Raw genomic sequence first — 24,578 nt, 5'->3', positions numbered from 1 at the left:
GACAAGGACCCAGATGTCCCAGACGAAAACGACGGAGCCGCTCGTCTTCCATGACGAGCTCCAGCCCCCGAAATCGCCCCGCGCGCGCAAGATCGCGACGATCATCGCCATCGCCGCCGCGGCTCTCGTCGTCATCGCCGCGCTTCTGCTGTGGCTGAGCCCGCAGGTTGACGACGCGCCGCCGACTTCGCTCGGTTTCTCGCTCAACAGCTTCTTCATCTGGCTCGGTGGGCTGAACCCCATCGTGCAGATCCCCATCGTGCTGATCGTGTTCGGCGCCGTGGTCGGACTCGTGCTGCTGCTCATCGAGTTCGCGCCCCGACGCGGTCGCGGCTACATGTGGCTCCGCGTCGTCGCGTGCTTCGCGATTCCGCTGATCGCCTTCATGCTGCTTCGCCCGTACCAGAACGCACTCGTCTATGTGCTCGCCATCGCCCTGGGCGTGGGCGCCCTGCTCTTCTTCGCCGACTATCGATCCCGCGAAGGCGCGGGATACGTGTTCCAGCTCGTCGTGTTCCTGGCACCGGCGATGCTGCTGCTCCTGCTGGGACTCATCTATCCGGCGATCTCGACCTTCTTCCAGTCGTTCTTCGACAAGACGGGTGACAACTTCGTCGGCCTCGAGAACTACATCTGGACCTTCACGAACCCCGAGGGCTTCTGGTCGGTCATCAACACGGTCATCTGGGCACTGTTCGCCCCGACGCTGTCGACCATCATCGGGCTCGCCTACGCGGCGTTCATCGACCGCGCGCGAGGCGAGAAGATCCTGAAGGTGCTCGTGTTCATGCCGGTCGCGATCTCGTTCGTCGGCGCCGGCATCATCTGGAAGTTCGTCTACGACTACCGCCAGGGCGAGCAGATCGGTCTGCTCAACGCGATCGTGACCATGTTCGGCGGACAGCCCGTCGGCTGGCTGGACGCGCAGCCGCTCGTCAACACCTTCGCGCTGCTGGCCGTGTTCGTGTGGACGCAGACCGGCTTCGCGATGGTCATCCTCTCGGCCGCCATCAAGGCGATCCCGACGGAGCAGCTGGAAGCCGCGCAGCTCGACGGCGCCTCGGCCTGGCAGCGATTCACGAACGTGACCGTTCCGGGCATCCGCTCCTCGCTGATCGTCGTGCTCACGACGATCACGATCGCCTCGCTGAAGGTCTACGACATCGTCGCCGTCATGACCGGTGGTCGGTCGAACACCTCGGTGCTGGGCTTCGAGATGGTCAACCAGCAGCAGCGGTTCCAGAGCTACGGGCACTCCTCGGCACTGGCCGTCGTGCTCTTCCTGTTCGTGCTGCCGCTGATCATCTACAACGCGCGTCAGATGCGCAAGCAGAAGGAGATCCGATGAGCGCCGCCGCCCCGACCACGCCGGCGTTCGACGCCAAGGCTGCGCGCAAGGTCGCGCGCGACACACGTCGTAACGAGAAGACGGCGCAGAAGCGGATGACGTCGAAGACGGCCACGCTGATCGCGATCATCATCGCGATCTTCTGGACCATCCCGACCTTCAGCCTCTTCGTCACCTCGTTCCGCCCGGGTGCCGACTCCCAGACGAGCGGATGGTGGACGGTCTTCGTCGACCCTGCGTTCACGCTCGACAACTACTTCGACGCGCTCACCTCCGGTGGTACGGCGTTGACGCTGGGGGAGTCGTTCCTCAACTCGCTCGCCATCGCCATCCCCGCGACCGCCATCCCGATCGCGTTGGCATCGCTGGCGGCGTACGCGTTCGCCTGGATCGACTTCAAGGGCAAGAACGGCCTGTTCATCTTCGTGTTCGCGCTCCAGATCGTGCCGATCCAGATGGCCCTCGTGCCGCTGCTCAGCCTGTTCTCGCGCGGTCTCGAGATCAACGGTGTCGCCGTCTTCCCCGGCTTCGAGCTGCGCGGCGTGGAGCACAGCTTCGCGACGGTGTGGATCGCCCACGCGATCTTCGCCATGCCGCTGGCGATCTTCCTCCTGCACAACTTCATCTCGGAGATCCCGAGCGAGGTCATCGAGGCGGCACGCGTCGACGGCGCCGGTCACGGGCAGATCTTCTTCCGGATGATCCTGCCCCTGGCGATGCCGGCGATCGCGTCGTTCGCGATCTTCCAGTTCCTGTGGGTGTGGAACGACCTGCTGGTGGCCACGATCTTCGCGCCGAGCTCATCGCTGCCGTTGACGCAGACGTTGAACTCGCTGTCCGGATCGTGGGGCGACCGCTGGTATCTCCAGTCGGCGGGTACGTTCATCTCGATCATCGTTCCGCTGATCGTGTTCTTCGCCCTGCAGCGGTTCTTCGTGCGCGGCCTCCTGGCCGGCGCGACGAAGGGCTGACGCCCCGCGCGACGCAGATCAGGGGACCGCATCCGAGAGGATGCGGTCCCCTGATGCGTTCAGGCGGCAGGCGGATAGGGTGAGCGCATGCACCAGGGGGCGGGTCCATCCGAGCAGGCACTCTCGATCGCCGATCCGGACACCGGCCTCGACGCGGAGGAGGCTGCCCGGCGTCTCGCCGCGGGCCTCGGCAACTCGGTCGACGCCGACACGTCGCGCAGCGTCTGGAACATCGTGCGCGCCAACGTGTTCACCCTGTTCAACGGCATCGTCGGGGCGTGCTTCCTCGTCCTGCTGCTGGTGGGCCGATGGCAGGACGCCCTGTTCGGCCTGGCGGCTTTCGCCAACGCGATCATCGGCACGGTGCAGGAGTTCCGCGCCAAACTCGCCCTCGACCGTCTCGCCCTGCTGAACGCGCCGCGCGCCCGGGTGCGACGCGACGGTCGCGAGGTGGAGATCGCGCCGGCGGAGGTCGTGCTCGGCGACGTGCTCGTGCTGCGAGCGGGCGATCAGATCGCTGCGGACGCCGTGCTCGAGCGCTCCGTCGCGTTGCAGGTCGACGAGTCGATGCTGACCGGCGAATCGGATGCGGTCGACAAACGCCCCGGTGATGAGGTCCTCTCGGGCTCGATCGTCGTGGGCGGGGAGGGCGACGCGCGGGTCGACAAGGTCGGTGCGGACTCCTACGCGAATCGTTTCCAGTCCGAGGCCAAGCGCTTCTCGATGGTGCGCAGCGAGCTGCGCACCAGCATCGACCGCGTACTGAGGTGGGTGAGCTGGGGAATCGGACCCATCGGTCTGCTCGTGCTCAACGCGCAGGTCATGGTCGCGGGCGGCTGGACGGTGATCTTCTCCGAGGGGCGCTGGGAGCAGGCGGTCGTCAACACGATCGCCTCGCTCACGGCGATGATCCCGTTGGGCCTCGTGCTCATGACCTCCATCGCCTTCGCCGTCGGCGCGGCGAAACTCGCCGCCAAACAGGTGCTCGTCAACGAGCTGCCGGCCGTCGAGGGACTCGCGAGGGTCGACGTCATCTGCCTCGACAAGACCGGCACGCTGACCGAGGGTGAGATCACCTTCGACGGCGCTCATCCGCTGCCGGATGCGGCGGAGGGCTGGGAAGGCGCGCTCGCGTGGTACGGCGCGGCCCCCGATGCCAACGCGACGGCGCGGTGTCTGCGCGAGCCGTATCCGAACGCGCCGGGCACTTCGCCGACCGCGCGGATCGGGTTCTCATCCGCCCGCAAGTGGAGCGCGGTCTCGCTGGCGGGGGAGACCTGGGTGCTCGGCGCTCCCGAGATGGTGTTCCCCGAGGAGGCGACCGATGCCGCATCCGTCCTCGGCGCACTCGTGACCGGACTCGCCTCACGGGGACTGCGCACGCTCGTACTGGCGCAGGCGCCGGTCGAACTCGACGACCGAGACGTGGCGGAGGAACGGCTCCCTGATCCGCTCCGCCCCGTCGCGGTCGTCACGTTCCGTGAGCGCGTGCGTGCGGATGCGGCACAGACCCTTTCGTACTTCCACGCGCAGGGCGTCGGGGTGCGCATCATCTCGGGTGACAACCCGCGCACGGTCGCCGCCATCGCCCGCGACGTGGGGCTCGATGTCGCCGAGGGATACGACGCGCGCACGCTTCCCGAGGATCAGGAGGCGCTGGCCGAGGTCCTCGAGACGCACACCGTGTTCGGGCGGGTCACCCCCGAGCAGAAGAAGGCGATGGTGCTCGCCCTGCAGAGCCGCGGACACACCGTCGCGATGACGGGAGACGGCGTCAACGACGCGCTCGCCATCAAGAGCGCCGACATGGGGATCGCGATGAACTCCGGCGCCGCAGCGACCAAGGCCGTCGCGCGCCTCGTGCTGCTGGACGGCAGGTTCTCGCACCTGCCGGACGTCGTCGCCGAGGGGCGTCAGGTCATCGCGAACATCGAGCGCGTCTCGATGCTGTTCCTCACCAAAACCGCCTACGCGACGGCGTTGGCCATCCTGTTCGGCACGCTCGTCCTGTCGTTCCCGTTCCTGCCGCGCCAGCTGTCCATCACCGACGGGCTGACCATCGGCATCCCCGCGTTCTTCCTCGCGCTCATGCCGAACGCCCGGCGCTACATCCCGGGCTTCCTGCCGCGCTCACTCGCCTTCGCCCTGCCCTCGGGGCTGATCGTGGCACTCACACTCACCGGATACACGCTCGTCGCCCGTTCGATCGGTGTCGGGGAGGACCAGTTGCGCACGGGCTCGACCATCATCCTCGCCGTCGTCGGCATCTGGATCCTGTCCATCCTGTCGCGTCCGCTCAACCGCTTCAAAGTGATCGTGATCGGTGTCATGTTCCTCGCGCTGATCACGCTGTTCACGGTGCCGTTGTCGATCGAGTTCTTCCAGCTCGTCGATCCCGGCCGCGAGGGCGCGTACGCCCTGACGCTCTTCGTGATCGGCGCCATCGGCGCGATCGAGATCGTGCGGGTGTTCCACGTACGGTACGTGCGCGCTTCGCTCGCCCGCTCTCAGGGGGCGAAGGGATCCGGCGCAGTGTCCCGCGAGCGGAAGTAGCGCGAGCCGAGCGGCGTCCACAGGACGACCAGGAGCGCGATCTGCAGGGCGATCTGCACGAAGAGCAGGCCGTCCCAGGTGTCGCTGGTGACGATGGTGATCACGTGCAGCGTGAGCTGGATGCCGATGTAGACCGTCACGAGTAGTCGGGAGAGTCGGCTGCCCCGCGCGATTCCCGAGGCGACCGCGAGCGTCAGGAGTCCGAACAGGATGATGCCCGCACCGATGAGAGAGACGGCCAGCACGTCGTCATCGGCGACGTCGTAGCGGCTCAGCAGCACGAGGATGCCGAGCACGACGTTGTAGGCCCCGGTGAGGGAGACCAGCACGACCGCGAGGGTCACCGCGACGGGGCGGCCGACATGATGCTGGTTCACGCGACCACCATAGCGGCCGCCCCGCTCAGCCGGCCGAGCAGCCCAGCCGCGCCTGCGAGGAGCGCATCGCGTCGATCTCCGCCGTCTGGTTCGTCTTCATCGTCTCCGCGACCTGGAGCACGCGGGGGATGCTGCCGCGCTCGAGAACGGCATCTGCCATCGGGATGGCGCCCTCGTGGTGACGGATCATGAGCGTCAGGAACTGGCAGTCCAGCGCCGTGCCGGTCGCGTTGCGGAGTGCGGCCAGCTCCGCGTCGGTGGCCATCCCCATCGAGGCGCGTACGTCGGCCGGGTCGGCGCCCGCCGCCGTGCCGTGCGCGCCGTGACCGTCGGCCTCGTCCATCCAGCTCATGAGCGTGCCCTGCTGCGGCACGCCCCACTGCGTCAGCCACTCGAACATCATCCCGTTCTGCGCGGCCTGGCCGGTGGCGATGTCGTAGGAGAGCGCTTTGACCGTGTCGTCCCCGGTTCCCCGGTACGCGATCATCGCCATCTCGACGGCCTGGTCATGGTGCACCTGCATGTCGCGCGCGAACCCGATGTCGGCGGCGTTGGGGACGGCCGGGCCGTTGTCGAAGAGCGAGAAGCGCCCGATCGCGAAGCCGACGGCGACCACCGCCAGCGCAGCCAGGCCGGCGGCGATCCACCGGCCTGGCCGGCGCCCAGAGACTCCCGTCATCGGATCACTGACGGCCGGGTGCGTCGACGCCGCCGCTGCACGCGGCGAGGGGCTCGGGGGCGTTCTGGCTGCGCCAGTACTCGGTGAAGAACTCGGGGATGCGGGCGTCATCCGCGGCGTCCAGCTTGAGCTGCGCGTTCCACGCGCTCAGCACGATGGGGGAGTCGAGACCCTCGTACGGCGAAAGCAGGGTGTAGGTCTGCGGGAAGTAGCTCTTGAGGGTCGCGAGCTCGTCGTCGCCCACCCTGGCCGGGTCGTACGTGACCCAGATCGCGCCGTGCTCCATCGAGTGCACGGCGTTCTCGTTCGGGACGGGCTCGGTGTAGATGCCGCAGTTGAGCCAGAACGGGTTGTGCTCGCCGCCCGCCGGCGGGGTCTGCGGGTACTCGACCGGGCCCTCGACGTGATTCGTCGTGTTGGAGAACGTCTCGACGCCCTCGATGACCGCGCCCGTGGAGTTCTGCGCCTGATACGTGACCGGCTTCGGCGTGAAGATGATCGACGCCACGACGAGCGCGACGACGACGACCGCTGCTCCGGAGCCGACGACCCACCACACGAGCTTGCTGCGCCGGCGCTTGGCGAGCTGGCGCTGGTACTCGGCCAGCTTCTCCTGGCGGCGCTGCTCGCGCTCCTGCTTCTGGGAGCTGGTGATCTTCGCCTGCGTCGCGGGATTGCCGCTCTGGCGCTTGTCGGGCGTCGGGGTCATGTGATGTACGTCCTCGGGTGAGTGGGGCACGGAAGGGCGGGACACGGGCCGTGCTGCCGGCCCGGGGGGATTCTATGCGAACGCATCCGGTATGGGCTGGGAAGTCATCCGGGCCGGTGTCGGGGGAGCTCGGATAGAATCGATCTGCCGCTCGAATCGTTTCGAGTGCCGCCCGCCGCTCGGCGCCACCCTCTCTTGCGAACTGGTACCCCTTTGTCTGACGCCCCCGCTCCCGACCGCAACGAGATCACCGCCACCGGGTCGGTGCGCGTGCCGCGCCCGGCGACGGGCGCCATCCGCACGCTCGGCTCGAACCCGGCGACCGCCCCCATCGTGCTGCACCCCGGCGATGCCATGCCGACGTGGCGTCGCGTGTTGTACATCGTGCTCCTGGGCGCGCTGACCGCGCTCGGACCGTTCACGATCGACCTGTACCTGCCGGCGTTCCCCATCCTCGAGGCGGACTTCGACACGACCGCGGCGATGATCCAGTTGACCCTGACGGGGACGACCATCGGGTTCGCCCTGGGCCAGCTCGTCGTCGGGCCTCTGAGCGACAAGCTGGGGCGCCGCGTCCCACTGCTGATCGTGACGGGCCTTCACATCGTGGCGAGTGCGGCCGCCGCCTTCGCGCCGGATCTCGTGAGCCTGGGTGTGACCCGCGTGCTCATGGGCGCGGGCGCCGCGGCCGGCGGTGTCGTCGCGGCGGCGATCGTGCGCGACCTGTTCGGCGGACGTCGACTCGTGGTCATGCTCTCGCGGCTCGCCCTCGTCTCCGGCGTGGCGCCGGTGCTGGCACCGCTCGTCGGCTCCTGGCTGCTGCAGGTCATGCCGTGGCGCGGGATCTTCGTCGTCCTCGCCGTCTACGGCGTCGTCATGCTGGTGTCCGCGCTCATCTTCATCCCCGAGACCCTCCCGCGCGCTCGCCGTCAGGAGCGGGGCTCGACGACGATCTGGCAGCGCTACCGGAGCGTCTTCAGCGACCGCGTCTTCGTGGGCGTGCTGATCATCGGCGGTATGACCTTCAGCGGGCTGTTCTCCTACCTGTCGGCGTCCTCGTTCCTCTTCCAGCAGAGTTACGGCTTCGACGCGCAGCAGTACGGCCTCCTGTTCGCCGCCAACTCGGTCGGCCTCGTGATCGGTGTGCAGACCGCATCCCGGCTCGCCGCCCGCTTCGGACCGCAGTGGGTTCTGGCGTTCTCGACATCGGCTCTGGTGCTGACCGGTGCCGCCATCATCGTCGGCGATCAGTTGCACCTGGGCGTGTGGGGCACCGTCGTGCCGCTGTTCCTGTTCATGACCACGTGCGGATTCACCTTCCCGTGCGTGCAGGTGCTGGCGCTCGACCGGCACGGCAACGCTGCGGGAACCGCGCAGTCCATCATCGGAGCCACGAACTTCGGCGTCGCGGGCATCATCTCCCCGCTCGTGGGCGGGCTCTCGCACGGGGCGCCCATCTCGCCCACGACCATGGCGTCGGTGATGGTCGGGTGCGGGGTGATCGCCGCGCTGTCGCTCTGGTTCATCGTGCGTCCGCGCACGGTCGCCCAGCTCGCGCCCTGATACACCATCGCGATCCACCCCGCGGATCCCGGATGCGCGTGCCAGACTGACGCGATGAACCAGCCCAGCGCCTCTCCCCGCGGCATCCTGTGGGTCGGGGGAGGACTCGTCGCTCTCGGGGTGGCGATCGGGGTGTGGATCGTGCTGAGCGGCGATGCGCCGTTCGCCATCGACACCGCCTGGAACGACCTGCTCGCCGCGACCGCCGCGCCGTTCCTGGCGCAGCTCTCGCTGTTCCTCAATGTCGCCGGCGGAACGCTCGTGGGCTCTCTCGTCGTGCCCGTCGTCGGCGTGGCGATCCTGATGCTGGCTCGACGACCCTGGTCGGCCGCGACGCTCGTGATCGCGATCGCCGCGAGCGCTCTGGTCGTGCAGATCCTGAAGAACGTGTTCGCGCGTGGTCGCCCGGCCGACATGTCGGTGCTGAGCGACTTCGGTTCGTATCCCTCGGGCCACGTCGCGAACGCCGCCACGGTGGCGACCATGCTCGTCGTGCTGCTGCCGCGGGTGTGGACCGTCATCGTCGCCGCCGCCTGGGTACTGCTGATGGCGTTCAGTCGTACCTACCTGCACGCGCACTGGCTCACGGACGCCGTCGGCGGCATCGCCGTCGGCGTGGGCGTCGCGCTGGTGTGCGTCGCCCTCCTCGGACGCCGCCTCGAACCCGAGCGCCGCTGAGGCGGCGTCGACGCTCGACCTGTCAAGAGCCGCCCCCCCGCCGCGGGCGACGGGCTTACCCTCGCAGCATGACCACGCTCTCCTCGCCCACCGGGCATGAGCCCGCCCTGCGCGCCCAGAACCGCGAGGACGGCACGACGCCGCTCGTGCTGGTGCTGGGCGCCACCGGATACATCGGCGGGCGACTCACCCCGCGCCTGCTGGCCGCGGGGTATCGGGTGCGTGTGCTCTCCCGTGACGCCGAGCGCGTGCGGGCCCTGCCGTGGGGGAGTGACGTGGACATCGTCGAGGGCTCCGTCACCGACGCCGAAGCCATGGCCGAGGCGTGTGACGGCGCCGACGTCGTGTACTACCTCGTGCACTCGATGGGGCAGGGCAAGGGGTTCGAAGACACCGACCTCGTCGCCGCGCGCACGGTCGCGGATGCGGCGGCCGCCGCATCCGTCTCACGCCTCGTCTACCTGGGGGCCCTGCATCCCGAGGGCGTGCCGCTGTCGCCGCACCTCGCGAGCCGGGTGGAGGTCGGCGAGGTGTTCCTCGACAGTCCGGTCCCGACCGCTGTGCTCCAGGCAGGCATCGTCATCGGCTCGGGTTCCGCATCCTTCGAGATGATCCGCCACCTCACCGAGGTGCTGCCGTACATGCCGGCGCCGAAGTGGGTGCGCAACCGTGTGCAGCCGATCGCGGTCCGCGACGTGCTGTACTACCTGCTCGGGGCGGCGCGTCTCGCCCCCGAGGTCGACCGGGCATTCGACATCGGCGGGCCGGACGCGCCCCGCTACGGCCAGATGATGAACGGCTACGCCGTGGAGGCGGGCCTCCCGCAACGCCCCATCGCCCCCTTGCCGGTGCTGACGCCGGGACTCGCCTCGCACTGGGTCAACGTCGTCACCCCGGTGCCTCGTTCCATCGCGCGACCGCTCATCGCCTCGCTGCAGAACGAGTGCGTCATCAAAGACCGCTCGATCGACGAGGTCATCCCGCCGCCGGAGGGCGGTCTGACCTCGTACCGGCGCGCCGTGCAGCTCGCGCTGGGGCGCGTGGACGCCGACGACATCGAGACGAGTTGGCAGGACGCCGAGGTTTCCGGGGTCCCCAGCGACCCGCTGCCGAGCGACCCCGAGTGGGCGGGGCGGACGGTCTACACCGATGCGCGCAGCGCCGTGACGACCGCGTCCCCGGAGGATCTCTGGAGCGTCGTGGCGGGCATCGGAGGGGAGAACGGCTGGTACTCCACGCCGATCCTCTGGGCCGTGCGCGGGTGGATGGACCGCGCGGTGGGCGGGGTGGGTCTGCGCCGCGGCCGACGCAGCCGCACCCGCGTCGCCGTCGGGGACGCGATCGACTTCTGGCGCGTCGAGGCGGTGGAGCCCGGACGGATGCTGCGACTGCGCGCCGAGATGAAGGTACCGGGCCTCGCCTGGCTCGAGTTGTCCGTGACACCCGAGCCGAACGGTTCGCGCTACGATCAGCGGGCCGTGTTCTTCCCGCGCGGACTCAGCGGCCGGCTGTACTGGTTCGCGGTCCTGCCGTTCCACGGCTTCGTCTTCCGCGGCATGGCCGAGCACATCATCGCGGCGGCCGAAGCACGCGAGCTCTGACGCGCGTCGTAGGCTGACCGGTATGCGTCTGGCGGCTGTCATCACCGTGTCCGATCGGTCCGCCGCGGGCGAGCGCGAGGACGCATCCGGACCCGTCGCGGTCGAACACCTGCGAACCGCCGGGTGGGAGTGCCCACCGGCACGCGTCGTCGCGGACGGCGCCGACAGCGTCGAGAGCGCCCTGCACGCTGCGCTCGCCGACGGCGCCCGGCTGATCGTCACCTCTGGAGGCACGGGCGTCTCGCCCCGGGACCAGACGCCCGAGGGGAGCGCACGCGTGATCGAGCGGGAGCTGCCCGGCATCGCGGAGGAGCTGCGACGTCGCGGTGGTCAGAGCAAGCCCGCGGCGCTGCTCACCCGCGGTCTGGCGGGAACCGCGCGGGGCGCCTTCATCGTCAACCTGCCGGGGAAGCCGGCCGCGGTCGCCGAGGGGATGCCGCTGATCCTCTCCGTCGCCGACCACGTCATCGACCAACTCGCCGGAGGAGACCACTGATGCCCGTCGTCATCGCCCGCGTGAGTGCCGAGCCCCTCGATCTCGACGCGCACCTTGCCGCCGTGGACGACGCCGCATCCGGCGCGCTCACCACGTTCGTGGGCCGTGTCCGCGACAACGACCCGGATGCGCGGACGGCGGTCGTGGCGCTCGAGTACTCGGCCCACCCGGATGCGGAGCGGTTCCTGCACCGGATCGCCGAGCAGGCCATCGGCGACACCGGCGCGCTCGTGGCGGTCAGTCACCGCATCGGTCGGCTGGAGGTCGGCGACGCGGCGGTGGTCATCGCCGTCGCATCCGGTCACCGCGATGCGGCCTTCACCGTGTGCCGCGAGGTGATCGAGCAGATCAAGCGCGAACTGCCGGTCTGGAAGCGCCAGGTCGAGTCGGACGGCACGACCGCGTGGAAGGGCCTGGGCGGCTGAGCTCAGCCGCCCGCGAAGGGCGGCAGCACGTCGACCAGGGTGTCGGCGTCCAGCGGCGCATCGTCGTCGCGCCGCGCTCCCGCGACCAGCACGGCGCACCGCGGCAGGATGCCGCCGAGCCCCGGGCGTTCCTCGGCCAGGGCGCGTCGGAGCTCTCCGACCGTCGTCTCCGTGCGATGCTCCTCGGCCCGCCCGGCGAGCTCCTCGGCGGCGGCGAAGTAGCGGACGTGCGCCATCACGCCTCGCGTTCGGTGACGAGATCGGTGATCTCGGCGATGGCCCGCCGCACGTCGTCGCTCGAGCCGCCGGCTCGTCCGGCCGCCAGCCCTGCGGCGAAGGTGCTCACCGGTGCCGCGGGGCGTGCGACACCGCGCGCCACGACGCCCGCCAGATCCAGTACGGCCGAGATCGGCAGGTCCTCGGGCGCGAGGCCCAGACGTTCGGCGATCTGCGCCGCCCACTCGTCGAGAGCTTCCGGCGGAAGGTGCTCGCTCATCTGTCGTCCTCCTTCTCGGCACGGGGCGCGACGGCGCCCGCATCCTGCAGATCCTGCCACGTGTCGATATCGGCCACGACCTCGTCCGGTGCGCGAACGACCGCGATCGCGAGCTCGGCCATGATCTGGCGCACCGCCTGATCCCTGCCTTCGTCGTCGAGGGATGCGGCTCCGCGCGCCAGGGCGGCGGTGCGGTAGAGCCCCGTCAGCCACTGCGGACGGGACGAGGCGTCGCCGAGGCAGATGCCGTCGGTGTCGCCGGGCAGCAGCTCCTTGTCCGTCATCAGACGGGTGACGGCTTCTGCGGGACGCACGAGATCGACCGCGAGCACGAGGGTCCACGCCGCGTCGGCCGCAGCCATCGACATCGCGGCACGCAGCGCCGCCGCGGGGCCGGTGAACGCCGGGTCCTCCCGCACCCATCGCACGTGATCGGGGGCGGGATCCACCTCGGGGCCGGCGACGATGACGTCGACGGCGCCCGCCGCTCGGGCGGCGTCGACCGCGCGCTCGAGCAGGGTGGCGCCCTCCAGGCGCACGAGCGCCTTGGGGATGCCGTCGAGGCGTGCCGCGCGGCCGCCGGTCAGGATGATCGCCTGCAGGTCGCTCATGCCTCGCCCGGACGGTGCCAGGTCCCGGACTTGCCGCCCTCCTTGCGCACGATCCGCACGTGCTCGATCGACGGCGACTTGTCGATCGCCTTGACCATGTCGATGACGGTCAGCGCGGCCACGCTCACCGCCGTGAGCGCTTCCATCTCCACGCCGGTGCGGTCGGCCGTGCGCACCGTCGCCTCGATCTCGACCCCGTCGTCCACGACGAGGAGGTCCACGACCGCCCCGTGCACCCCGATCACGTGCGCCAGCGGGAGCAGATCGGGGGTGCGCTTCGCCGCCTGGATGCCGGCGATCCGAGCGACGGCGAGCACGTCCCCCTTGGGAACGGAGCCGTCGCGCAACGCCGCGACGATGTCGGCGGACGCGCGCACGAGGCCCCGTGCCGTCGCCGAACGGACGGTCGGCTGCTTCGCGGTGACGTCGACCATGCGGGCGTGGCCCGCCGCATCCAGGTGGGTGAAGCTCATGAGATCAGCATGACATCGACGAGATCGCCCTCGCGGACCTCCTCGACGTCCGCGGGGACGACCGCGTAGGCCTCGGCGCGCGCGAGGCCGCCGGCGAGGTGGGAGCCCGAGCCGCCCGCCGTCGCAGGTGCCACGCGCCAGGCGGCGGCATCGGAACGGTCGATCGCCGCGGGCAGGTACTGGCGGCGGCCGGGCGGCGTGCGCCAGCCGGTGGCCGCGGGAAGGCGGATGATGTCGCGGTGCAGCGCGGCGCGACCGAGCATGTGCAGCAGCGCCGGCCGCACGAACACCTCGAAGGAGACGGCGGACGAGACCGGGTTGCCGGGCAGGGCGAACAGGAGGGGACCCGCGGCGAGGCGCCCGAAGCCCTGCGGCTTGCCGGGCTGCATGGCGACCTTGGGGAAGGCGATGTCGCCGCTGAGCGCGTTCTTGACGACCTCGTACGCCCCTGCGCTGACGCCACCGGAGGTGATCACGACGTCCGCGCCGACGACGCCTGCATCGTGAAGGACCTCGAGAAGCGACGTGTCCGTGTCGTCGACGCTCGCGCGCAGCACGACCTCGGCGCCGGCGGCCGCTGCGAGACCCGCCAACAGTATGCTGTTCGACTCGGGGATCTGTCCGCGCCGAAGCGGAAGCCCCGGAGCGACGAGTTCGTCGCCGGTGGAGACGACGGCGACGCGCGGGACCCGCGTGACCTCGACCTCGCCGACACCCGCCGCCGCGACCGCCGCGATCTGGAGCGGGCCGAGCCGGACGCCGGCTCCGATCACCACATCGCCGGCGGAGAGGTCGGCGGCGCGTCGACGGACGTGTGCGCCGGACGCGGGCGGCGCGATGAGAACGGCGATCTCGCCCAGTGAATCGTCGAGTCCGCCCGCGGTGTGCTCGAACGGCACGATGGTGTCGGCGCTGGTGGGCACGGGGGAGCCCGTCATGATGCGCGCGGCCTCCCCGGGACGCAGGTCGGGGTCGAGGGCGGTGCCTGCGGGCAGATCGGCGATGACGCGCAGTCGGCTCGGCTCGGCATCCGTGGCGTCGCGGACGTCGGCGAAGCGCACCGCGAAACCGTCCATCGCGGAGTTCTCGAAGACGGGGATGTCGACGCCGGCATGCACCGGCGCGGCGGTCGTGCGACCGGCCGCCGCCGACAGGGCGACCCGCTCGGAGGGCAGGGGCGCCGCCTCGGCGAGCACGACGGCGAGCTGTTCCTCGACGGTGCGGATGCTCATGCGCGGCCTCCGCTCCACGCATCCATGCCGCCGGCGAGCACCACGACGTCGGCGCCCGCGGCGGCGAGGGCGCGGGCGGCGCGGTGCGCCCGCATCCCGGCCTTGCAGACCACCGCGTACGGGCCGGCGCCGAGCGCGGCGGGATTCTCGAGGACGAGGGCCAGCGGCACGAGCTGCGCGCCGGGAACCGTGCCCAGATCCGTCTCCTCGGGCTCGCGCACGTCCAGCACGGCGACGCCGGCGGCGCGGCGCACCTCGAACTCGGCGGTGTCGATCTCGGCGATGTCGGGGAGCGGAACGGGCGCCGGCGCCGGGCTCTGGCCGCTCGGGCGCAGCGGGACCTCGCGGACGCGGGCGGTGAGGGCGTCGACGAGCAGGATGCGCCCCAGCAGCGGCTCGCCGATCCCCGTGATGAGCTTCACGGCCTCGATCGCGAGCGCTCCGCCGACCTGCACGCACAGCGCGCCGAGGACGCCGACCTGGGAGCACGAAGGCACCTCACCCACCGTCTCCGGCGGGTACAGATCCGCGAGCACCACGGGAGCGACGCCCTTCGGCGGCGCCGACCAGAACACGGTCACCTGGCCCGCGAACTCCTGCACGGTTCCCCACACGAGAGGGATGCCGCGGCGCTCGCACGCCGCGGCGACCGCCGCGCGGGTGGCGAAGGTGTCGCTGCCGTCGATGACCAGGTGGGCGTCGGCGAGCAGCTGATCCGCGTTCGTCTCGTCGATGCGTGCACGGATGCCGGTGACCGCGGTGGCCGACCCCAGGTCTTCGGCGGCACGGCGGGCGCTGTCGATCTTCGGGGCCCCCACGTCCCCGACGCGGTGGAGCACCTGACGCTGCAGATTCGTCAGCTCGACCTCGTCGTCGTCGATGACGATGAGCTCGCCCACACCGGCGGCGGCCAGTGCGAGAACGACGGGAGAGCCGAGTCCGCCGACGCCGATGACGGCGACGCGGCCGGCCGCGAGACGGCGTTGACCGAGCTCACCGAATCCGGCGAGGACGGCGTGGCGTGCGGTGCGTGCGCGCTCGGACTCCGACAGCGCGGCAACCGGCTCGACGAGCGCGGGCAGGGACATGACCCCAGGGTAGCCGCGGCCGGCGGGCAGGGGATCGGGTGGACTCCGGGGACATGTGCGGTGCCGCGCCGTCAGGACTCGACGGACACCTCCGTGACGGCGTCAAGGGAACTGAAGTGCACCGCGGGCCAGTAGCCCTCCAGGAAGTGCTGCCCGCACGTGTCGTTGAAGTGCACCGTGACCGCGGCATCGGGGAAGACCACGATCTGCGCGGCTCTGAGGTCGGCGGCGGCCTCGTCGAGCTCGTCCTGTGTCGGGTCTTCCGTGCTGAACTCGACGACCACCGCGTCGGTGGCTTCCCGTTCCCAGAGCGCGCGCCGCGACAGGAACGCCTCGAGGCGGGGGAGAAGCCCCGCGGCGACCGTCGTGTCGCCGGTCTCGAGCGTGAGGTGTGGTTCACCGGCGACCGAGAACCGTTCGAAGAGTCTGACCTCGCCGTCGATCGACGTCACGGAATCGCGGGTGAAGACACCCCACGGGGAGGGCAGGCTCTCTAGGCCGTCGGACACACGCTCAGGCTTCGCCCCCATGGTGAGCTCCGGCTCGATCCCCGCGGGTACGGGGAACCAAGCGAGGAACGTGACACCCTCGTCGGTGGCATCGAAGCGCGTGATCGTCGTGTCGCCGGGCTCGAAGAAGGTGTCCCCGGCGTGCAGCACCCGCAGAGGCTGGTCCTTCACCTGGAAGAACACGGAGCCGGATTCGACGACGCCGAACACCGGGCCGTTGTGCCAGTGGGCGCCCGGATGGACGTTCGGTGCCATGGCGATGCGTCGGACCTCAACGGAGGCGAAGCTCGCTGCGTCGTCGATGGTGAACGAACTCACAATGGTGCGTGTAACAGACGACTCGGCCATGCCTCGATCATGCCAGCGGCGAAGCGGGAGTCGTGAAGTCGCGAATGCGGAATATTCCGCCGTGAATGACCGCGAATACGGTTATTGTCATCTGCATGCGCTCTTTCAAGGTGTCTCACGCCGCTCGGTTGCTCGGCGTCAGCGACGACACCGTCCGGCGGTGGATCGACCAGGGCATCCTGCCGACGACCGATGCCACCCCTGTCGAGATCCCCGGCGACGCGCTCGCCGCGCGGGCGAGCGAGCTCGCCGCCGCATCCGATGATCCGAGCGATGTGCTCTCCAGCGCCCGCAACCGCTTCGTGGGCCTCGTGACCCGGGTCCAGATCGATGGGGTGATGGCTCAGGTCGACATCCAAGCCGGGCCGCACCGGGTCGTCTCGCTCATGACGGCGGAATCGGCCCGCGACCTCGCTCTCGAGCCCGGAGCCCTCGCCGTCGCGGTCGTGAAGGCCACCACCGTCATCGTCGAGACCCCGAAGGACTGACATGCCCGCTCGTCGCCTCTCCCTGATCGGCCTGGTCGTCGCCGGCTCCCTGCTGCTGGCCGGCTGTGCCGGCGCCGGCGAGCCGACGTCCGCCCCGAGTGCTTCCGGCGCCACGGAGCTGACCGGAACGCTCACGATCTCGGCCGCCGCATCCCTGAGCGCCGCGTTCGATGAGATCGCCCAGGGCTTCGAGGCGGAGCACCCCGGCGTGCAGATCGCGCCGATCTCGTACGACGGCTCGTCGACCCTCGCAACCCAGATCATCGGCGGCGCCCCCGTCGACGTGTTCGCTTCGGCGGACGAGAACAACATGGACAAGATCGTGGATGCGGGCCTCGCCCAAGGGCCGCAGGTGTTCGCCACCAACACGCTCGTCATCGCGGTGCCCCGGGGGAACCCCGCCGGCATCGAATCGCTCGCCGACCTGGCGAAGCCCGGGGCGACCGTCGTCCTGTGTGCGTCGGAGGTGCCGTGCGGCGCCGCATCCCAGAAGCTGCTGAGCGCCGCCGGCGTGACCGTCACCCCCGTCAGTCAGGAGCAGAACGTGACCGCGGTGCTGACGAAGGTCGCCGCCGGTGAGGCCGACGCCGGCCTCGTCTACGCGACCGACGTCCAGCACCGCGACGACGTGGACTCCCTCACGCCCGAAGGCGCGGACGCCGTGGTCAACCGGTACCCGATCGTCGCGCTGAAGGACGCACCGGATGCGGAGGCCGCCGCGGCCTTCGTCGCGTACGTGCGCGGCGAGCGGGGGCAGCAGATCCTGGCCGCGCACGGCTTCGGCGCACCGTGAGCGGTGCGCCCGGCGGTCACCTGCCGCGCTCGCTCGCGATCCCCGCGGCGGTCGGGCTCGCGTTCCTGCTGCTGCCTCTGCTTGCGCTGATCGCCCGTGTCGACTGGTCCACCTTCCTCTCGGACATCACCTCGCCGGCCGCGCTGAGCGCGCTCACCCTTTCGCTGGGCACGGGGGCCGCCGCCACGGCCGTCTGCGTCGCCGTCGGTGTGCCGCTCGCGCTGCTCATCGCGCGGGCGGCTCCTCGCACCGCGGCCGTGCTGCGCGCGCTCGTGACCGTGCCCCTCGTGCTCCCGCCGATGGTCGGCGGTGTCGCCCTGCTGTACCTGTTCGGTCGCAACGGGGTGCTCGGCGACGCCCTCGGTGCGATCGGGGTGCGCGTGCCGTTCACGACGACGGCCGTCGTCCTGGCGCAGGTCTTCGTCGCGCTCCCGTTCCTCGTGCTGGCGGTGGAAGGATCCCTGCGCGCGATCGGAACGGGCTACGAGCGAGCCGCCGCATCCCTCGGCGCCGGCAGGTGGACGGTGCTGCGCCGCGTCACCCTTCCCCTGGCGGGTCCCGGGCTCGTCGCCGGCGTCGTGCTCTGCTTCGCGCGGGCGATCGGCGAGTTCGGGGCGACGGCGCTGTTCGCCGGCAACGCGCCCGGCGTGACCCAGACCATGCCGCTTGCGATCTACACGGCGTTCAACGGGGCCGGCGTGTCACAGGGCGCCGCCGCCGCGCTGTCGCTGCTGTTGCTGGCGACCGCGGTGCTGGTGCTCCTGCTCGTGCGGGCGTGGCGGCCGGGGGCGGTGCGATGACCGCGGTGCACGCCCGCATCCATGTCTCGCGGCCGGGATTCGACCTGGACGTGCCCCTGTCGGTGGCGTCCGGCGAGACGACGGCGATCATGGGCCCGAGCGGTGCCGGCAAGTCCACGTTCCTGGACGCGCTCGCCGGTCTCGTGCCCCTGACCGATGGGCGGATCGTCCTCGACGAGGAGGAGGTCTCGACACCGCGGTTCCAGCTCGCACCGGCGCGCCGCGGCACCGTGCTGCTGGGGCAGGACCCCCACCTGTTCCCGCACCTGAGTGCGCGCGAGAATGTGGCATTCGGGCCCCGCGCCGCCGGGACGCCGGCGCGCATGGCGCGGGGGATGGCGGAGGAGTGGTTGGCGCGGGTAGGGCTCGCGGATGCGGGGAAGCGGCGACCCGCCGACCTGTCCGGGGGTCAGCAGCAGCGCGTCGCGATCGCGCGCGCTCTCGCCGCATCCCCTCGGCTCGTGCTCCTCGACGAGCCGCTGACCTCGCTCGATCCCGTGACGGCGGACGGGATCCGGGCCCTCCTGGCCGAGCACCTCGTCGGCAGGACGTGCGTACTGGTGACGCACGACGCGGTGGATGCGGTCGCCTTCGCCGATCGCGTCGCGGTGGTGGAGGCGGGCCGGCTCACACAGGAAGGCGCGGTGCGCGACGTGCTCGGCGCCCCGGCGACGGCGTTCGTCGCATCGCTGGCCGGACTCAACCGCGTCGTGGGCGCCGCGGCAGCCGGCGGAGTGCGGGTCGACGGTGCGCTGATCGAGGGACGCGGAGACCTCCGCGGGGCGCCGGAGGGAGCGGCCGTGTTCCGCCCCGGGGATGTGAGGATCGTGGGCGACGGGGCGTACGGGTCGTGGTCGACCCGCGTCGTGCGCGTGGAGCCCACGATCGCGGGCGCGCGCGTGCATACGGCCACCGGTGGGATCGCGGTTGACGTGTCGCTCGACGAGCTCGCGGCGCGCGGCCTGGGCGCGGGGGCGGAGGTCACGCTGTCCGTGGACGCCGCGTGCGTCCGACTGCTGCCCGCCTGATCCGGCTCCGCCATCCCCGCCCGCCGAGCGAGCACTCGTTCATCGAGCGAGCACCGCATTGAGTGCTCGCTCGACAATTGGATGCGCGCTCGGGGACAGGGGAGACGACTGCCCGCGGGTGCACAGGAGGGGCGGGTACGCTCGGCGCATGGGAGTCATCCGTCCGTTCCACCCGGGTGACGAAGACGCGCTGGCGGCGGTCTGTCTCGCGACGGCGGCGGCCGGTTCCGACGCTGCGGGCATCCTGACCGACGACGGGCTCTGGGCCGACCTGTACCTGTCGCCCTACCTCGATCGGCATCCCGACCTCGCCTTCGTCGCCGAGGATGCCGAGGGGCGGCCGGCGGGATACATCGTCGCGACCGACGACACGATCGCCTTCGACGCCTGGTTCGCCGAGCACTGGTGGCCGGACCATCGCGCGCGCTATGCGCACACCGACGCGAACGCCCGGCAGTGGGCGATCGTCGCCGAGGCGGATGCGCGCACCGAGAGCAGCGCGCTGCGAACCACCCACCCCGCGCACCTGCACATCGACCTGCTGCCCGTGCTGCAGGGGCAGGGCACGGGGCGGCGTCTGATCGACGCGCTCGTCGAAGCCCTGCGCGAGCGCGGCGTGCGCGGCCTGCACCTCGGCGCGGACGCCCGCAACGCGGGAGCACTGGCCTTCTACGACCGCCTGGGATTCGCGCGCGCATCCTCACCCGAAGGCGCTCAGCTGTTCACACTCGAGATCTAGACCTCAGGCGGATGCCGCCAGCCGGCCGTTCTCGAGACGCACCTCCCGGTCCACCAGCCCCTCCGGAGGTGCCACGTGCGAGATCAGCACGACGGCGCGGTCGGCCGCGACGGCGCCGAGCAGGTCGCGCAGCAGCCGATCGGATGCGGCGGGATCCACACCCGCCGTCGGCTCGTCGAGCACGAGCACCGGGAACCGCGCGAGCAGCGCCCGTGCGAGCGCGATCCGCTGCGCCTGCCCGCCGGACACGAGGGCGCCGCGCTCGCCGAGGTCTGCATCGAGACCGCCCCGCTCGCGTGCCCATTCCGCGAGCCCGACACGGTCCAGCACATCCCAGAGCTCCGCATCGTCCGCGCTGTCGCGGGCGAAGAGCAGGTTCTGGCGGAGCGTCTCGTCGAAGAGATACGGCGACTGCTCGCAGAGACCGATCGTCCGGCGTAGGTCGTCGCCGGAGATCTCGCGCACCTCGACGCCACCGATGCGGTAAGAGCCCTCGTAGTCGAGGAAGCGCACGAGAACGTGCGCGAGAGTCGTCTTTCCCGCGCCGCTCGGGCCCGTGACGAGGACCCGTTCGCCGGGCCGCACGTCAAGGTCGATGTCCGCCAGTCGGCCGGCGTCGTCGACGGATGCCGCGGCGTCGTCGTCCCGGAACGTGCGCGCGGCGAGGCGGTCGGGCCAGCGGGCCGCGACGCCTGACAGGCGCAGTCCGTCGCCGAGGGGCGGAGCATCTCCCGTCGCCGCCGGCTCGTCACGGGGGAGTCCCGCGGGTACCGCGTCGGGCACCGTCTCGGCCACGCGCTGGGCGGCCGTGCGAACCTGACGCCACGCGGCGAGGGCCAGCGGTACGGTCCCGAAGACCTCGAACACCGCCATCGGCAGGAGGACGACGACGGCCAGCGCCGGCCCGTCGAAACCGCCCTGTCCGAGCAGGGCGGCGCAGGCGAGGAGGGTGGCGAGCGAGGCGACCCCCGCCACGAGCGACACCGCTCCGGAGGTGAGCCCCTGTGCGCCCGCGCGGCGCACCGTAGCCCGGCGCAGCTGCTCGTCGGCGTCACGGATGCGGATGCGTGCCGCATCCGTCGCCTCGAACGCGGTGAGCACGTCGAGGGCGGTCAGCTGATCGAGAAGGGCGTCGGAGAGATGGGAGCGCAGCGGCGCGATGCGGCGCTCTGCCCGCGCGCCGGCGCGCCAGCCCACCCACGCGGCCAGCGCGAACGCCGCCGCCAGGCACACGGCGAGCACCGCGGCGGCGATCGGTTGAAGGAAGGCCGTGAAAACAACACTCGCGACCGAGGCGAGGGTGGCGGTCGCGAGGGGCATGACGACGCGCAGCGGCAGGTTCTGCAGTTCGTCGACGTCGTCGACGAGGCGGGACAGCAGCGCCCCGCGCCGGGTCGTGCCCAGTCCGTCGGGGGCGAGCGGCACGATGCGGCGCACGAGGTCGGCGCGCACGGTGGCGAGGCGCCCGAGCGCGGCATCGTGCCCGCTCAGCCGCTCGAGGTACCGGAAGACGCCGCGTCCGAGGGCGAAGGCGCGGACGGCCACCACCACCGCGGTGATGTACATGACCGCGGGCTGCTCGGCGGAACGCGTGATGAGCCAGGCGCTGGCCGCCAGCAGTGCGATCGCGCTGACGGCGGTTCCGGTGCCGGCCGCGAGCGCCCACCAGAAGCTGCGCAGTGGCGGCTGCGCCGACCGCAGGACGTCGGAGGTCCTCACGACGCGCCCCCCTCTCCGATCGCGTCCACCGCGGAACCGATGGCGGCGGTCGATGAGACGGCGACGACGCGATCGGCGATCGTCCGCGCCGTCGGCCGGTGCGAGACCAGCAGCACGGCGGCGCCCTCGGTCTGGGCCGCGTGGCGCACGGTCTGCCACAGAGCAGCCTCGGTGCGCGCATCGAGGGCGCTCGTCGGCTCGTCCAGTGCGAGCACGGGCGTACCGCGGCGCCGCATCCGGTACAGGGCGCGTGCCACCGCGACGCGCTGCGCCTGGCCGCCTGACAGCCCCGCCCCGGCGACGCCGAGCGACAGTGCACCGTCGACATCCGCGACGGCGTCGGCCAGGCATCGCGCCACGAGAGCCTCATCGGGATGCTCGTCGCCGAGGGCCACGTTCTCCGCCACCGAACCGCTCACGAGGCCGGGTCGCTGACCGGCCCACGCCAGGATGCCGCGGGCGGCCGCATCCGTCGCCCGGGAACCTGCGACCTCGATACGACCCGTGTATTCGGCGAAACCGAGGAGCGCGGCGAGGATGCTCGACTTGCCCGCGCCGCTGGGGCCCTCGAGCAGCACGACCTCTCCGGCCGACAGCTCCAGGTCGATCGGGCCGATCTCACGATCCCCGCGTGGTACGCGCAGATCGTCCAGGCGAAGCAGAGGGCCGGCTGTCGTCGTCGGCGTCGCGGCGGGGGCGACGGATGCTGCGGGCGCCAGCGCGCGGGCGTCGTCCAGAGTCTGGAAGATCTCGTCGGTCGCGGCGACGCCCTCGGCCGCGGCGTGGAACTGCACGCCCACCTGCCGCAGCGGCAGGTACGCCTCCGGCGCGAGGAGGAGCACGAACAAGCCCACCAGCAGCGGCATCTGTCCGCCCAGCAGACGGAAGCCGATCTCGACCGCGATGATCGCGACGGAGATGGACGCCAGGAACTCGAGCGCGAAGCCGGACAGGAACGAGACGCGCAGCACTGCCATCGTCTCGCGCTTGTAGTCGGTCGTGACGGTCTCGATGCTCCGCGCGGCGCGGTGCTGGCGTCCGAAGACCTTGAGCGTGCCGAGGCCCGCCACCGTGTCCGCGAAGCGGGACGCCAGATGCTGCAGGGTCCCGTACTGTCGGCGCTGCACGGTCTGTGTGGCCAGACCGATCAGCACCATGAACAGGGGGATGAGAGGCATCGTGAGGACGACGATGAGGCCCGAGAGGGGATCCGAGACGAGGATCGTGACGATCAGGATGGGCATGGTGATCGCGGTCGCGACCAGCTGCGGCAGGTAACGGCCGAAGTAGGCGTCGAGCGCCCCCAGACCGTGGCCCGCCGTGACCGCGAGCGCTGCGCTGTTGCGGCGGGACAGCCACCCCGGGCCGAGTCGGTCGACAGCCGACACCAGAGCTGCGCGCAGCTGCAGCGACGCTCGCGCTGCTCCCAGCGCAGAGGTTCGCTCGGATGCGGCGATCAGCAACCCCCGCACGAGCGCGAGTGCCGCCGCGCCGCCGAGGGCCGGAAGGAGCGTCTCGACGGGCTCGCCGGCGATGGCGCCGACAAGCGCGGTCGTCAGCAGCCAGGCGAAGCCGATGATCACGCCGGTCTGTGCGAGCACGATCGCCGCCGTGATCAGCAGGAAGTGCCGCGACGCGGAGCTGTATCGCAGCAGCCGCGGATCGATCGGGCGGTTACTGCCCGACGCGCGGGTGGCGGCGTCCGTACTCACTCTTCGATCCTGCCTCATGTGCCGTCGGACCGGCCGATGCTCGCAAGCATCCGCCGGTCCGACGGGGTGCGCCGTCATCCGCTCCGAAGGGGTGGAGCGGATGACGGCGGTCAGTGGACGACCTCTGCGGCCTTCTCGATCCGCGCGCGCATCACGCGCTTGCGGAAGACCCAGTACGTCCAGCCCTGGTAGAGCAGCACGAGCGGCAGGAAGACCACCGCGGCCCAGGTCATGATCGTGAGGGTGTAGTCGGTGCTCGAGGCGTTCTCGATCGTCAGGGTGCCCGCGGGGTCCGTCGAGGAGGGCATGACGTTCGGGAAGAGCGCGAGCCACAGCGTCAGCACGGCGAATGCCACGGTGCCCGCGCCGAAGGCGAACGCCCACCCCTCGCGGTCGGTCGCATTCGCCAGGACGGACGCGATCAGCAGCACGGCCGCGAGGACAGCGCAGATGATTACGAGCGGCAGCGCGGGAGCCTGGGCACCCATCGCGTTCATGACGGTCCAGCCGAGGAACGCGGCGGCGACCACGACGGTCAGCAGTCCCGAGGTGCGGGCCAGTTTGCGGGCGTCGGTGCGCACCTGGCCGTCGGTCTTCAGCGCGACGAAGTACACGCCGTGCGTGAAGAACAGCAGCAGTGTCGTGAGACCGCCGAGCAGGCCGTAAGGGTTCAGGAGCGTCAGCAGCGAACCCGTGAACTCGTGGTGTGCGTCCAGTGGGACACCCTGCACGATGTTCGCGACCGCCACACCCCACAGCAGCGCGGGAAGCGCCGAGCCGACGACGATCATCGTGTCGAAGCCCTTCTTCCACCGGAGCGAGTCGCGCTGGTGGCGGTACTCGAAGGAGACGCCGCGGGCGATGAGGGCGAGCAGGATGAGCAGCAGCGGCAGGTAGAACCCGCTGAACAGCGTGGCGTACCACTCCGGGAATGCCGCGAACAGGCAGGCGCCGGCGACGATGACCCACGTCTCATTGAGGTCCCAGACGGGGCCGATCGTGTTGATGATCTGCCGGCGGCCGATGTCGTCCTTGCCGAGGAACGGCAGGGACATCCCGACGCCGAAGTCGAAGCCGTCGAGCACGAAGTATCCGACGAACAGCACGCCGACGATGAAGAACCAGAGGTATGCGAGATCCAT

The 24,578-nt window shown here is 70.9% G+C and carries 26 protein-coding genes; 13 read left to right on the top strand and 13 right to left on the bottom strand.

Annotated features, from left to right (window positions below; all coding sequences use genetic code 11):
- The first annotated feature begins 13 nt into the window (after positions 1-13).
- The 3 genes from EHF32_RS08665 to EHF32_RS08655 all read left to right on the top strand — a co-directional run bounded on the left by EHF32_RS08665 (position 14) and on the right by EHF32_RS08655 (position 4,872).
- The gene (locus EHF32_RS08665; protein ID WP_137417800.1) at positions 14-1,348 is read left to right on the top strand and encodes a carbohydrate ABC transporter permease; all 1,335 of its coding nucleotides are present in this window, start codon (positions 14-16) and stop codon (positions 1,346-1,348) included.
- On the top strand, positions 1,345-2,319 hold the full coding sequence (locus EHF32_RS08660; RefSeq protein ID WP_137417799.1) for a carbohydrate ABC transporter permease: 975 nt from the start codon (positions 1,345-1,347) through the stop codon (positions 2,317-2,319). Before EHF32_RS08665 ends, EHF32_RS08660 begins: the two co-directional genes overlap by 4 nt.
- A gap of 87 nt (positions 2,320-2,406) precedes the next feature.
- Positions 2,407-4,872 (top strand): HAD-IC family P-type ATPase, encoded by a 2,466-nt coding sequence (locus EHF32_RS08655; RefSeq protein ID WP_137417798.1) that lies wholly within the window; start codon positions 2,407-2,409, stop codon positions 4,870-4,872.
- Here the strand turns inward: EHF32_RS08655 and EHF32_RS08650 are convergent.
- From EHF32_RS08650 to EHF32_RS08640, 3 genes are read right to left on the bottom strand one after another with little or no spacing between them, the layout of a single operon-like run.
- Positions 4,827-5,249 (bottom strand): hypothetical protein, encoded by a 423-nt coding sequence (locus EHF32_RS08650; protein WP_137417797.1) that lies wholly within the window; start codon positions 5,247-5,249, stop codon positions 4,827-4,829. The two genes, EHF32_RS08655 and EHF32_RS08650, sit on opposite strands and share 46 nt — an antisense overlap.
- Before the next feature lie 25 nt (positions 5,250-5,274).
- Positions 5,275-5,928 carry a DUF305 domain-containing protein gene (locus EHF32_RS08645; RefSeq protein ID WP_137417796.1) on the bottom strand — a complete coding sequence of 218 codons (654 nt, stop codon included), beginning with the start codon at positions 5,926-5,928 and terminating at the stop codon, positions 5,275-5,277.
- 4 nt (positions 5,929-5,932) lie between these two features.
- Positions 5,933-6,637 carry a DUF3105 domain-containing protein gene (locus tag EHF32_RS08640; protein ID WP_137417795.1) on the bottom strand — a complete coding sequence of 235 codons (705 nt, stop codon included), beginning with the start codon at positions 6,635-6,637 and terminating at the stop codon, positions 5,933-5,935.
- A gap of 213 nt (positions 6,638-6,850) precedes the next feature.
- Between EHF32_RS08640 and EHF32_RS08635 the strand changes: the two genes are divergently transcribed.
- From EHF32_RS08635 to EHF32_RS08615, 5 genes are all read left to right on the top strand, one after another.
- On the top strand, positions 6,851-8,200 hold the full coding sequence (locus EHF32_RS08635) for a multidrug effflux MFS transporter (protein ID WP_192900629.1): 1,350 nt from the start codon (positions 6,851-6,853) through the stop codon (positions 8,198-8,200).
- 54 nt (positions 8,201-8,254) lie between these two features.
- Positions 8,255-8,878 carry a phosphatase PAP2 family protein gene (locus tag EHF32_RS08630; protein WP_137417794.1) on the top strand — a complete coding sequence of 208 codons (624 nt, stop codon included), beginning with the start codon at positions 8,255-8,257 and terminating at the stop codon, positions 8,876-8,878.
- Positions 8,879-8,946: 68 nt separating this feature from the next.
- Complete coding sequence (locus EHF32_RS08625) at positions 8,947-10,479, top strand: SDR family oxidoreductase (protein WP_137417793.1); 1,533 nt, start codon at positions 8,947-8,949, stop codon at positions 10,477-10,479.
- Between the two features lie 22 nt (positions 10,480-10,501).
- Positions 10,502-10,975, top strand: coding sequence for a MogA/MoaB family molybdenum cofactor biosynthesis protein (locus tag EHF32_RS08620; RefSeq protein ID WP_137417792.1), 474 nt, complete (start codon positions 10,502-10,504; stop codon positions 10,973-10,975).
- The gene (locus tag EHF32_RS08615; RefSeq protein WP_137419184.1) at positions 10,972-11,400 is read left to right on the top strand and encodes a molybdenum cofactor biosynthesis protein MoaE; all 429 of its coding nucleotides are present in this window, start codon (positions 10,972-10,974) and stop codon (positions 11,398-11,400) included. The genes EHF32_RS08620 and EHF32_RS08615 overlap by 4 nt, the downstream gene beginning before the upstream one ends.
- Before the next feature lie 2 nt (positions 11,401-11,402).
- On the opposite strand, the gene EHF32_RS08610 is transcribed toward EHF32_RS08615, so the two are convergent.
- The 7 genes from EHF32_RS08610 to EHF32_RS16045 form a co-directional block, all read right to left on the bottom strand.
- Positions 11,403-11,636 carry a MoaD/ThiS family protein gene (locus tag EHF32_RS08610; protein ID WP_137417791.1) on the bottom strand — a complete coding sequence of 78 codons (234 nt, stop codon included), beginning with the start codon at positions 11,634-11,636 and terminating at the stop codon, positions 11,403-11,405.
- Entirely contained in the window at positions 11,636-11,896 is a 261-nt protein-coding gene (locus tag EHF32_RS08605; RefSeq protein ID WP_137417790.1) for a DUF6457 domain-containing protein, read from the bottom strand. Before EHF32_RS08605 ends, EHF32_RS08610 begins: the two co-directional genes overlap by 1 nt.
- Positions 11,893-12,507, bottom strand: coding sequence for a molybdenum cofactor guanylyltransferase (gene mobA / locus EHF32_RS08600; protein ID WP_137417789.1), 615 nt, complete (start codon positions 12,505-12,507; stop codon positions 11,893-11,895). The genes EHF32_RS08605 and mobA overlap by 4 nt, the downstream gene beginning before the upstream one ends.
- Entirely contained in the window at positions 12,504-12,980 is a 477-nt protein-coding gene (moaC, locus tag EHF32_RS08595; RefSeq protein WP_137417788.1) for a cyclic pyranopterin monophosphate synthase MoaC, read from the bottom strand. The genes mobA and moaC overlap by 4 nt, the downstream gene beginning before the upstream one ends.
- Entirely contained in the window at positions 12,977-14,212 is a 1,236-nt protein-coding gene (locus EHF32_RS08590) for a molybdopterin molybdotransferase MoeA (protein ID WP_137417787.1), read from the bottom strand. Before EHF32_RS08590 ends, moaC begins: the two co-directional genes overlap by 4 nt.
- Complete coding sequence (locus EHF32_RS08585; protein WP_137417786.1) at positions 14,209-15,300, bottom strand: ThiF family adenylyltransferase; 1,092 nt, start codon at positions 15,298-15,300, stop codon at positions 14,209-14,211. The genes EHF32_RS08590 and EHF32_RS08585 overlap by 4 nt, the downstream gene beginning before the upstream one ends.
- Before the next feature lie 71 nt (positions 15,301-15,371).
- Positions 15,372-16,127: a hypothetical protein gene (locus EHF32_RS16045; RefSeq protein ID WP_238343667.1), complete on the bottom strand. Its 756-nt coding sequence runs from the start codon at positions 16,125-16,127 to the stop codon at positions 15,372-15,374.
- Between the two features lie 125 nt (positions 16,128-16,252).
- Between EHF32_RS16045 and EHF32_RS08575 the strand changes: the two genes are divergently transcribed.
- From EHF32_RS08575 to EHF32_RS08555, 5 genes are all read left to right on the top strand, one after another.
- Complete coding sequence (locus tag EHF32_RS08575; RefSeq protein ID WP_137417785.1) at positions 16,253-16,645, top strand: TOBE domain-containing protein; 393 nt, start codon at positions 16,253-16,255, stop codon at positions 16,643-16,645.
- 1 nt (position 16,646) lies between these two features.
- Complete coding sequence (modA, locus tag EHF32_RS08570; RefSeq protein ID WP_137417784.1) at positions 16,647-17,438, top strand: molybdate ABC transporter substrate-binding protein; 792 nt, start codon at positions 16,647-16,649, stop codon at positions 17,436-17,438.
- Positions 17,435-18,238 (top strand): ABC transporter permease, encoded by an 804-nt coding sequence (locus tag EHF32_RS08565; RefSeq protein ID WP_137417783.1) that lies wholly within the window; start codon positions 17,435-17,437, stop codon positions 18,236-18,238. Before modA ends, EHF32_RS08565 begins: the two co-directional genes overlap by 4 nt.
- Positions 18,235-19,266, top strand: a complete 1,032-nt coding sequence (locus tag EHF32_RS08560) for an ABC transporter ATP-binding protein (RefSeq protein ID WP_192900628.1) — start codon at positions 18,235-18,237, stop codon at positions 19,264-19,266. Before EHF32_RS08565 ends, EHF32_RS08560 begins: the two co-directional genes overlap by 4 nt.
- A 148-nt stretch (positions 19,267-19,414) precedes the next feature.
- Positions 19,415-20,005, top strand: a complete 591-nt coding sequence (locus tag EHF32_RS08555; protein WP_137417781.1) for a GNAT family N-acetyltransferase — start codon at positions 19,415-19,417, stop codon at positions 20,003-20,005.
- A gap of 3 nt (positions 20,006-20,008) precedes the next feature.
- On the opposite strand, the gene cydC is transcribed toward EHF32_RS08555, so the two are convergent.
- The 3 genes from cydC to cydB all read right to left on the bottom strand — a co-directional run bounded on the left by cydC (position 20,009) and on the right by cydB (position 24,578).
- A complete protein-coding gene (gene cydC, locus EHF32_RS08550; protein WP_137417780.1) occupies positions 20,009-21,724 on the bottom strand; it encodes a thiol reductant ABC exporter subunit CydC in 1,716 nt (571 codons plus the stop codon).
- On the bottom strand, positions 21,721-23,436 hold the full coding sequence (gene cydD, locus EHF32_RS08545; RefSeq protein ID WP_238343666.1) for a thiol reductant ABC exporter subunit CydD: 1,716 nt from the start codon (positions 23,434-23,436) through the stop codon (positions 21,721-21,723). Before cydD ends, cydC begins: the two co-directional genes overlap by 4 nt.
- 110 nt (positions 23,437-23,546) lie before the next feature.
- A complete protein-coding gene (cydB, locus tag EHF32_RS08540) occupies positions 23,547-24,578 on the bottom strand; it encodes a cytochrome d ubiquinol oxidase subunit II (RefSeq protein ID WP_137417778.1) in 1,032 nt (343 codons plus the stop codon).

This window comes from Microbacterium sp. RG1, assembly GCF_005347485.1.
GTDB classification, from domain to species: Bacteria; Actinomycetota; Actinomycetes; order Actinomycetales; family Microbacteriaceae; genus Microbacterium; species Microbacterium binotii_A.
The sequence above is the reverse complement of the archived record's forward strand: the minus strand, read 5'-3'. Positions and strand labels throughout refer to the sequence as shown.

Bases quoted from the DNA above. Each gene is read 5' to 3' on its own strand.
- mobA (WP_137417789.1), bottom strand. From the start codon at position 12,507: ATGAGCGACCTGCAGGCGATCATCCTGACCGGCGGCCGCGCGGCACGC.
- EHF32_RS08555 (WP_137417781.1), top strand. From the start codon at position 19,415: ATGGGAGTCATCCGTCCGTTCCACCCGGGTGACGAAGACGCGCTGGCG.
- EHF32_RS08630 (WP_137417794.1), top strand. From the start codon at position 8,255: ATGAACCAGCCCAGCGCCTCTCCCCGCGGCATCCTGTGGGTCGGGGGA.
- EHF32_RS08655 (WP_137417798.1), top strand. From the start codon at position 2,407: ATGCACCAGGGGGCGGGTCCATCCGAGCAGGCACTCTCGATCGCCGAT.
- EHF32_RS08590 (WP_137417787.1), bottom strand. From the start codon at position 14,212: ATGAGCATCCGCACCGTCGAGGAACAGCTCGCCGTCGTGCTCGCCGAG.
- EHF32_RS08660 (WP_137417799.1), top strand. From the start codon at position 1,345: ATGAGCGCCGCCGCCCCGACCACGCCGGCGTTCGACGCCAAGGCTGCG.
- EHF32_RS08640 (WP_137417795.1), bottom strand. From the start codon at position 6,637: ATGACCCCGACGCCCGACAAGCGCCAGAGCGGCAATCCCGCGACGCAG.
- EHF32_RS08575 (WP_137417785.1), top strand. From the start codon at position 16,253: ATGCGCTCTTTCAAGGTGTCTCACGCCGCTCGGTTGCTCGGCGTCAGC.
- EHF32_RS08625 (WP_137417793.1), top strand. From the start codon at position 8,947: ATGACCACGCTCTCCTCGCCCACCGGGCATGAGCCCGCCCTGCGCGCC.
- moaC (WP_137417788.1), bottom strand. From the start codon at position 12,980: ATGAGCTTCACCCACCTGGATGCGGCGGGCCACGCCCGCATGGTCGAC.
- cydB (WP_137417778.1), bottom strand. From the start codon at position 24,578: ATGGATCTCGCATACCTCTGGTTCTTCATCGTCGGCGTGCTGTTCGTC.
- EHF32_RS08645 (WP_137417796.1), bottom strand. From the start codon at position 5,928: ATGACGGGAGTCTCTGGGCGCCGGCCAGGCCGGTGGATCGCCGCCGGC.
- modA (WP_137417784.1), top strand. From the start codon at position 16,647: ATGCCCGCTCGTCGCCTCTCCCTGATCGGCCTGGTCGTCGCCGGCTCC.
- EHF32_RS08560 (WP_192900628.1), top strand. From the start codon at position 18,235: ATGACCGCGGTGCACGCCCGCATCCATGTCTCGCGGCCGGGATTCGAC.
- EHF32_RS08620 (WP_137417792.1), top strand. From the start codon at position 10,502: ATGCGTCTGGCGGCTGTCATCACCGTGTCCGATCGGTCCGCCGCGGGC.
- EHF32_RS08585 (WP_137417786.1), bottom strand. From the start codon at position 15,300: ATGTCCCTGCCCGCGCTCGTCGAGCCGGTTGCCGCGCTGTCGGAGTCC.
- EHF32_RS08665 (WP_137417800.1), top strand. From the start codon at position 14: ATGTCCCAGACGAAAACGACGGAGCCGCTCGTCTTCCATGACGAGCTC.
- EHF32_RS08610 (WP_137417791.1), bottom strand. From the start codon at position 11,636: ATGGCGCACGTCCGCTACTTCGCCGCCGCCGAGGAGCTCGCCGGGCGG.
- EHF32_RS08605 (WP_137417790.1), bottom strand. From the start codon at position 11,896: ATGAGCGAGCACCTTCCGCCGGAAGCTCTCGACGAGTGGGCGGCGCAG.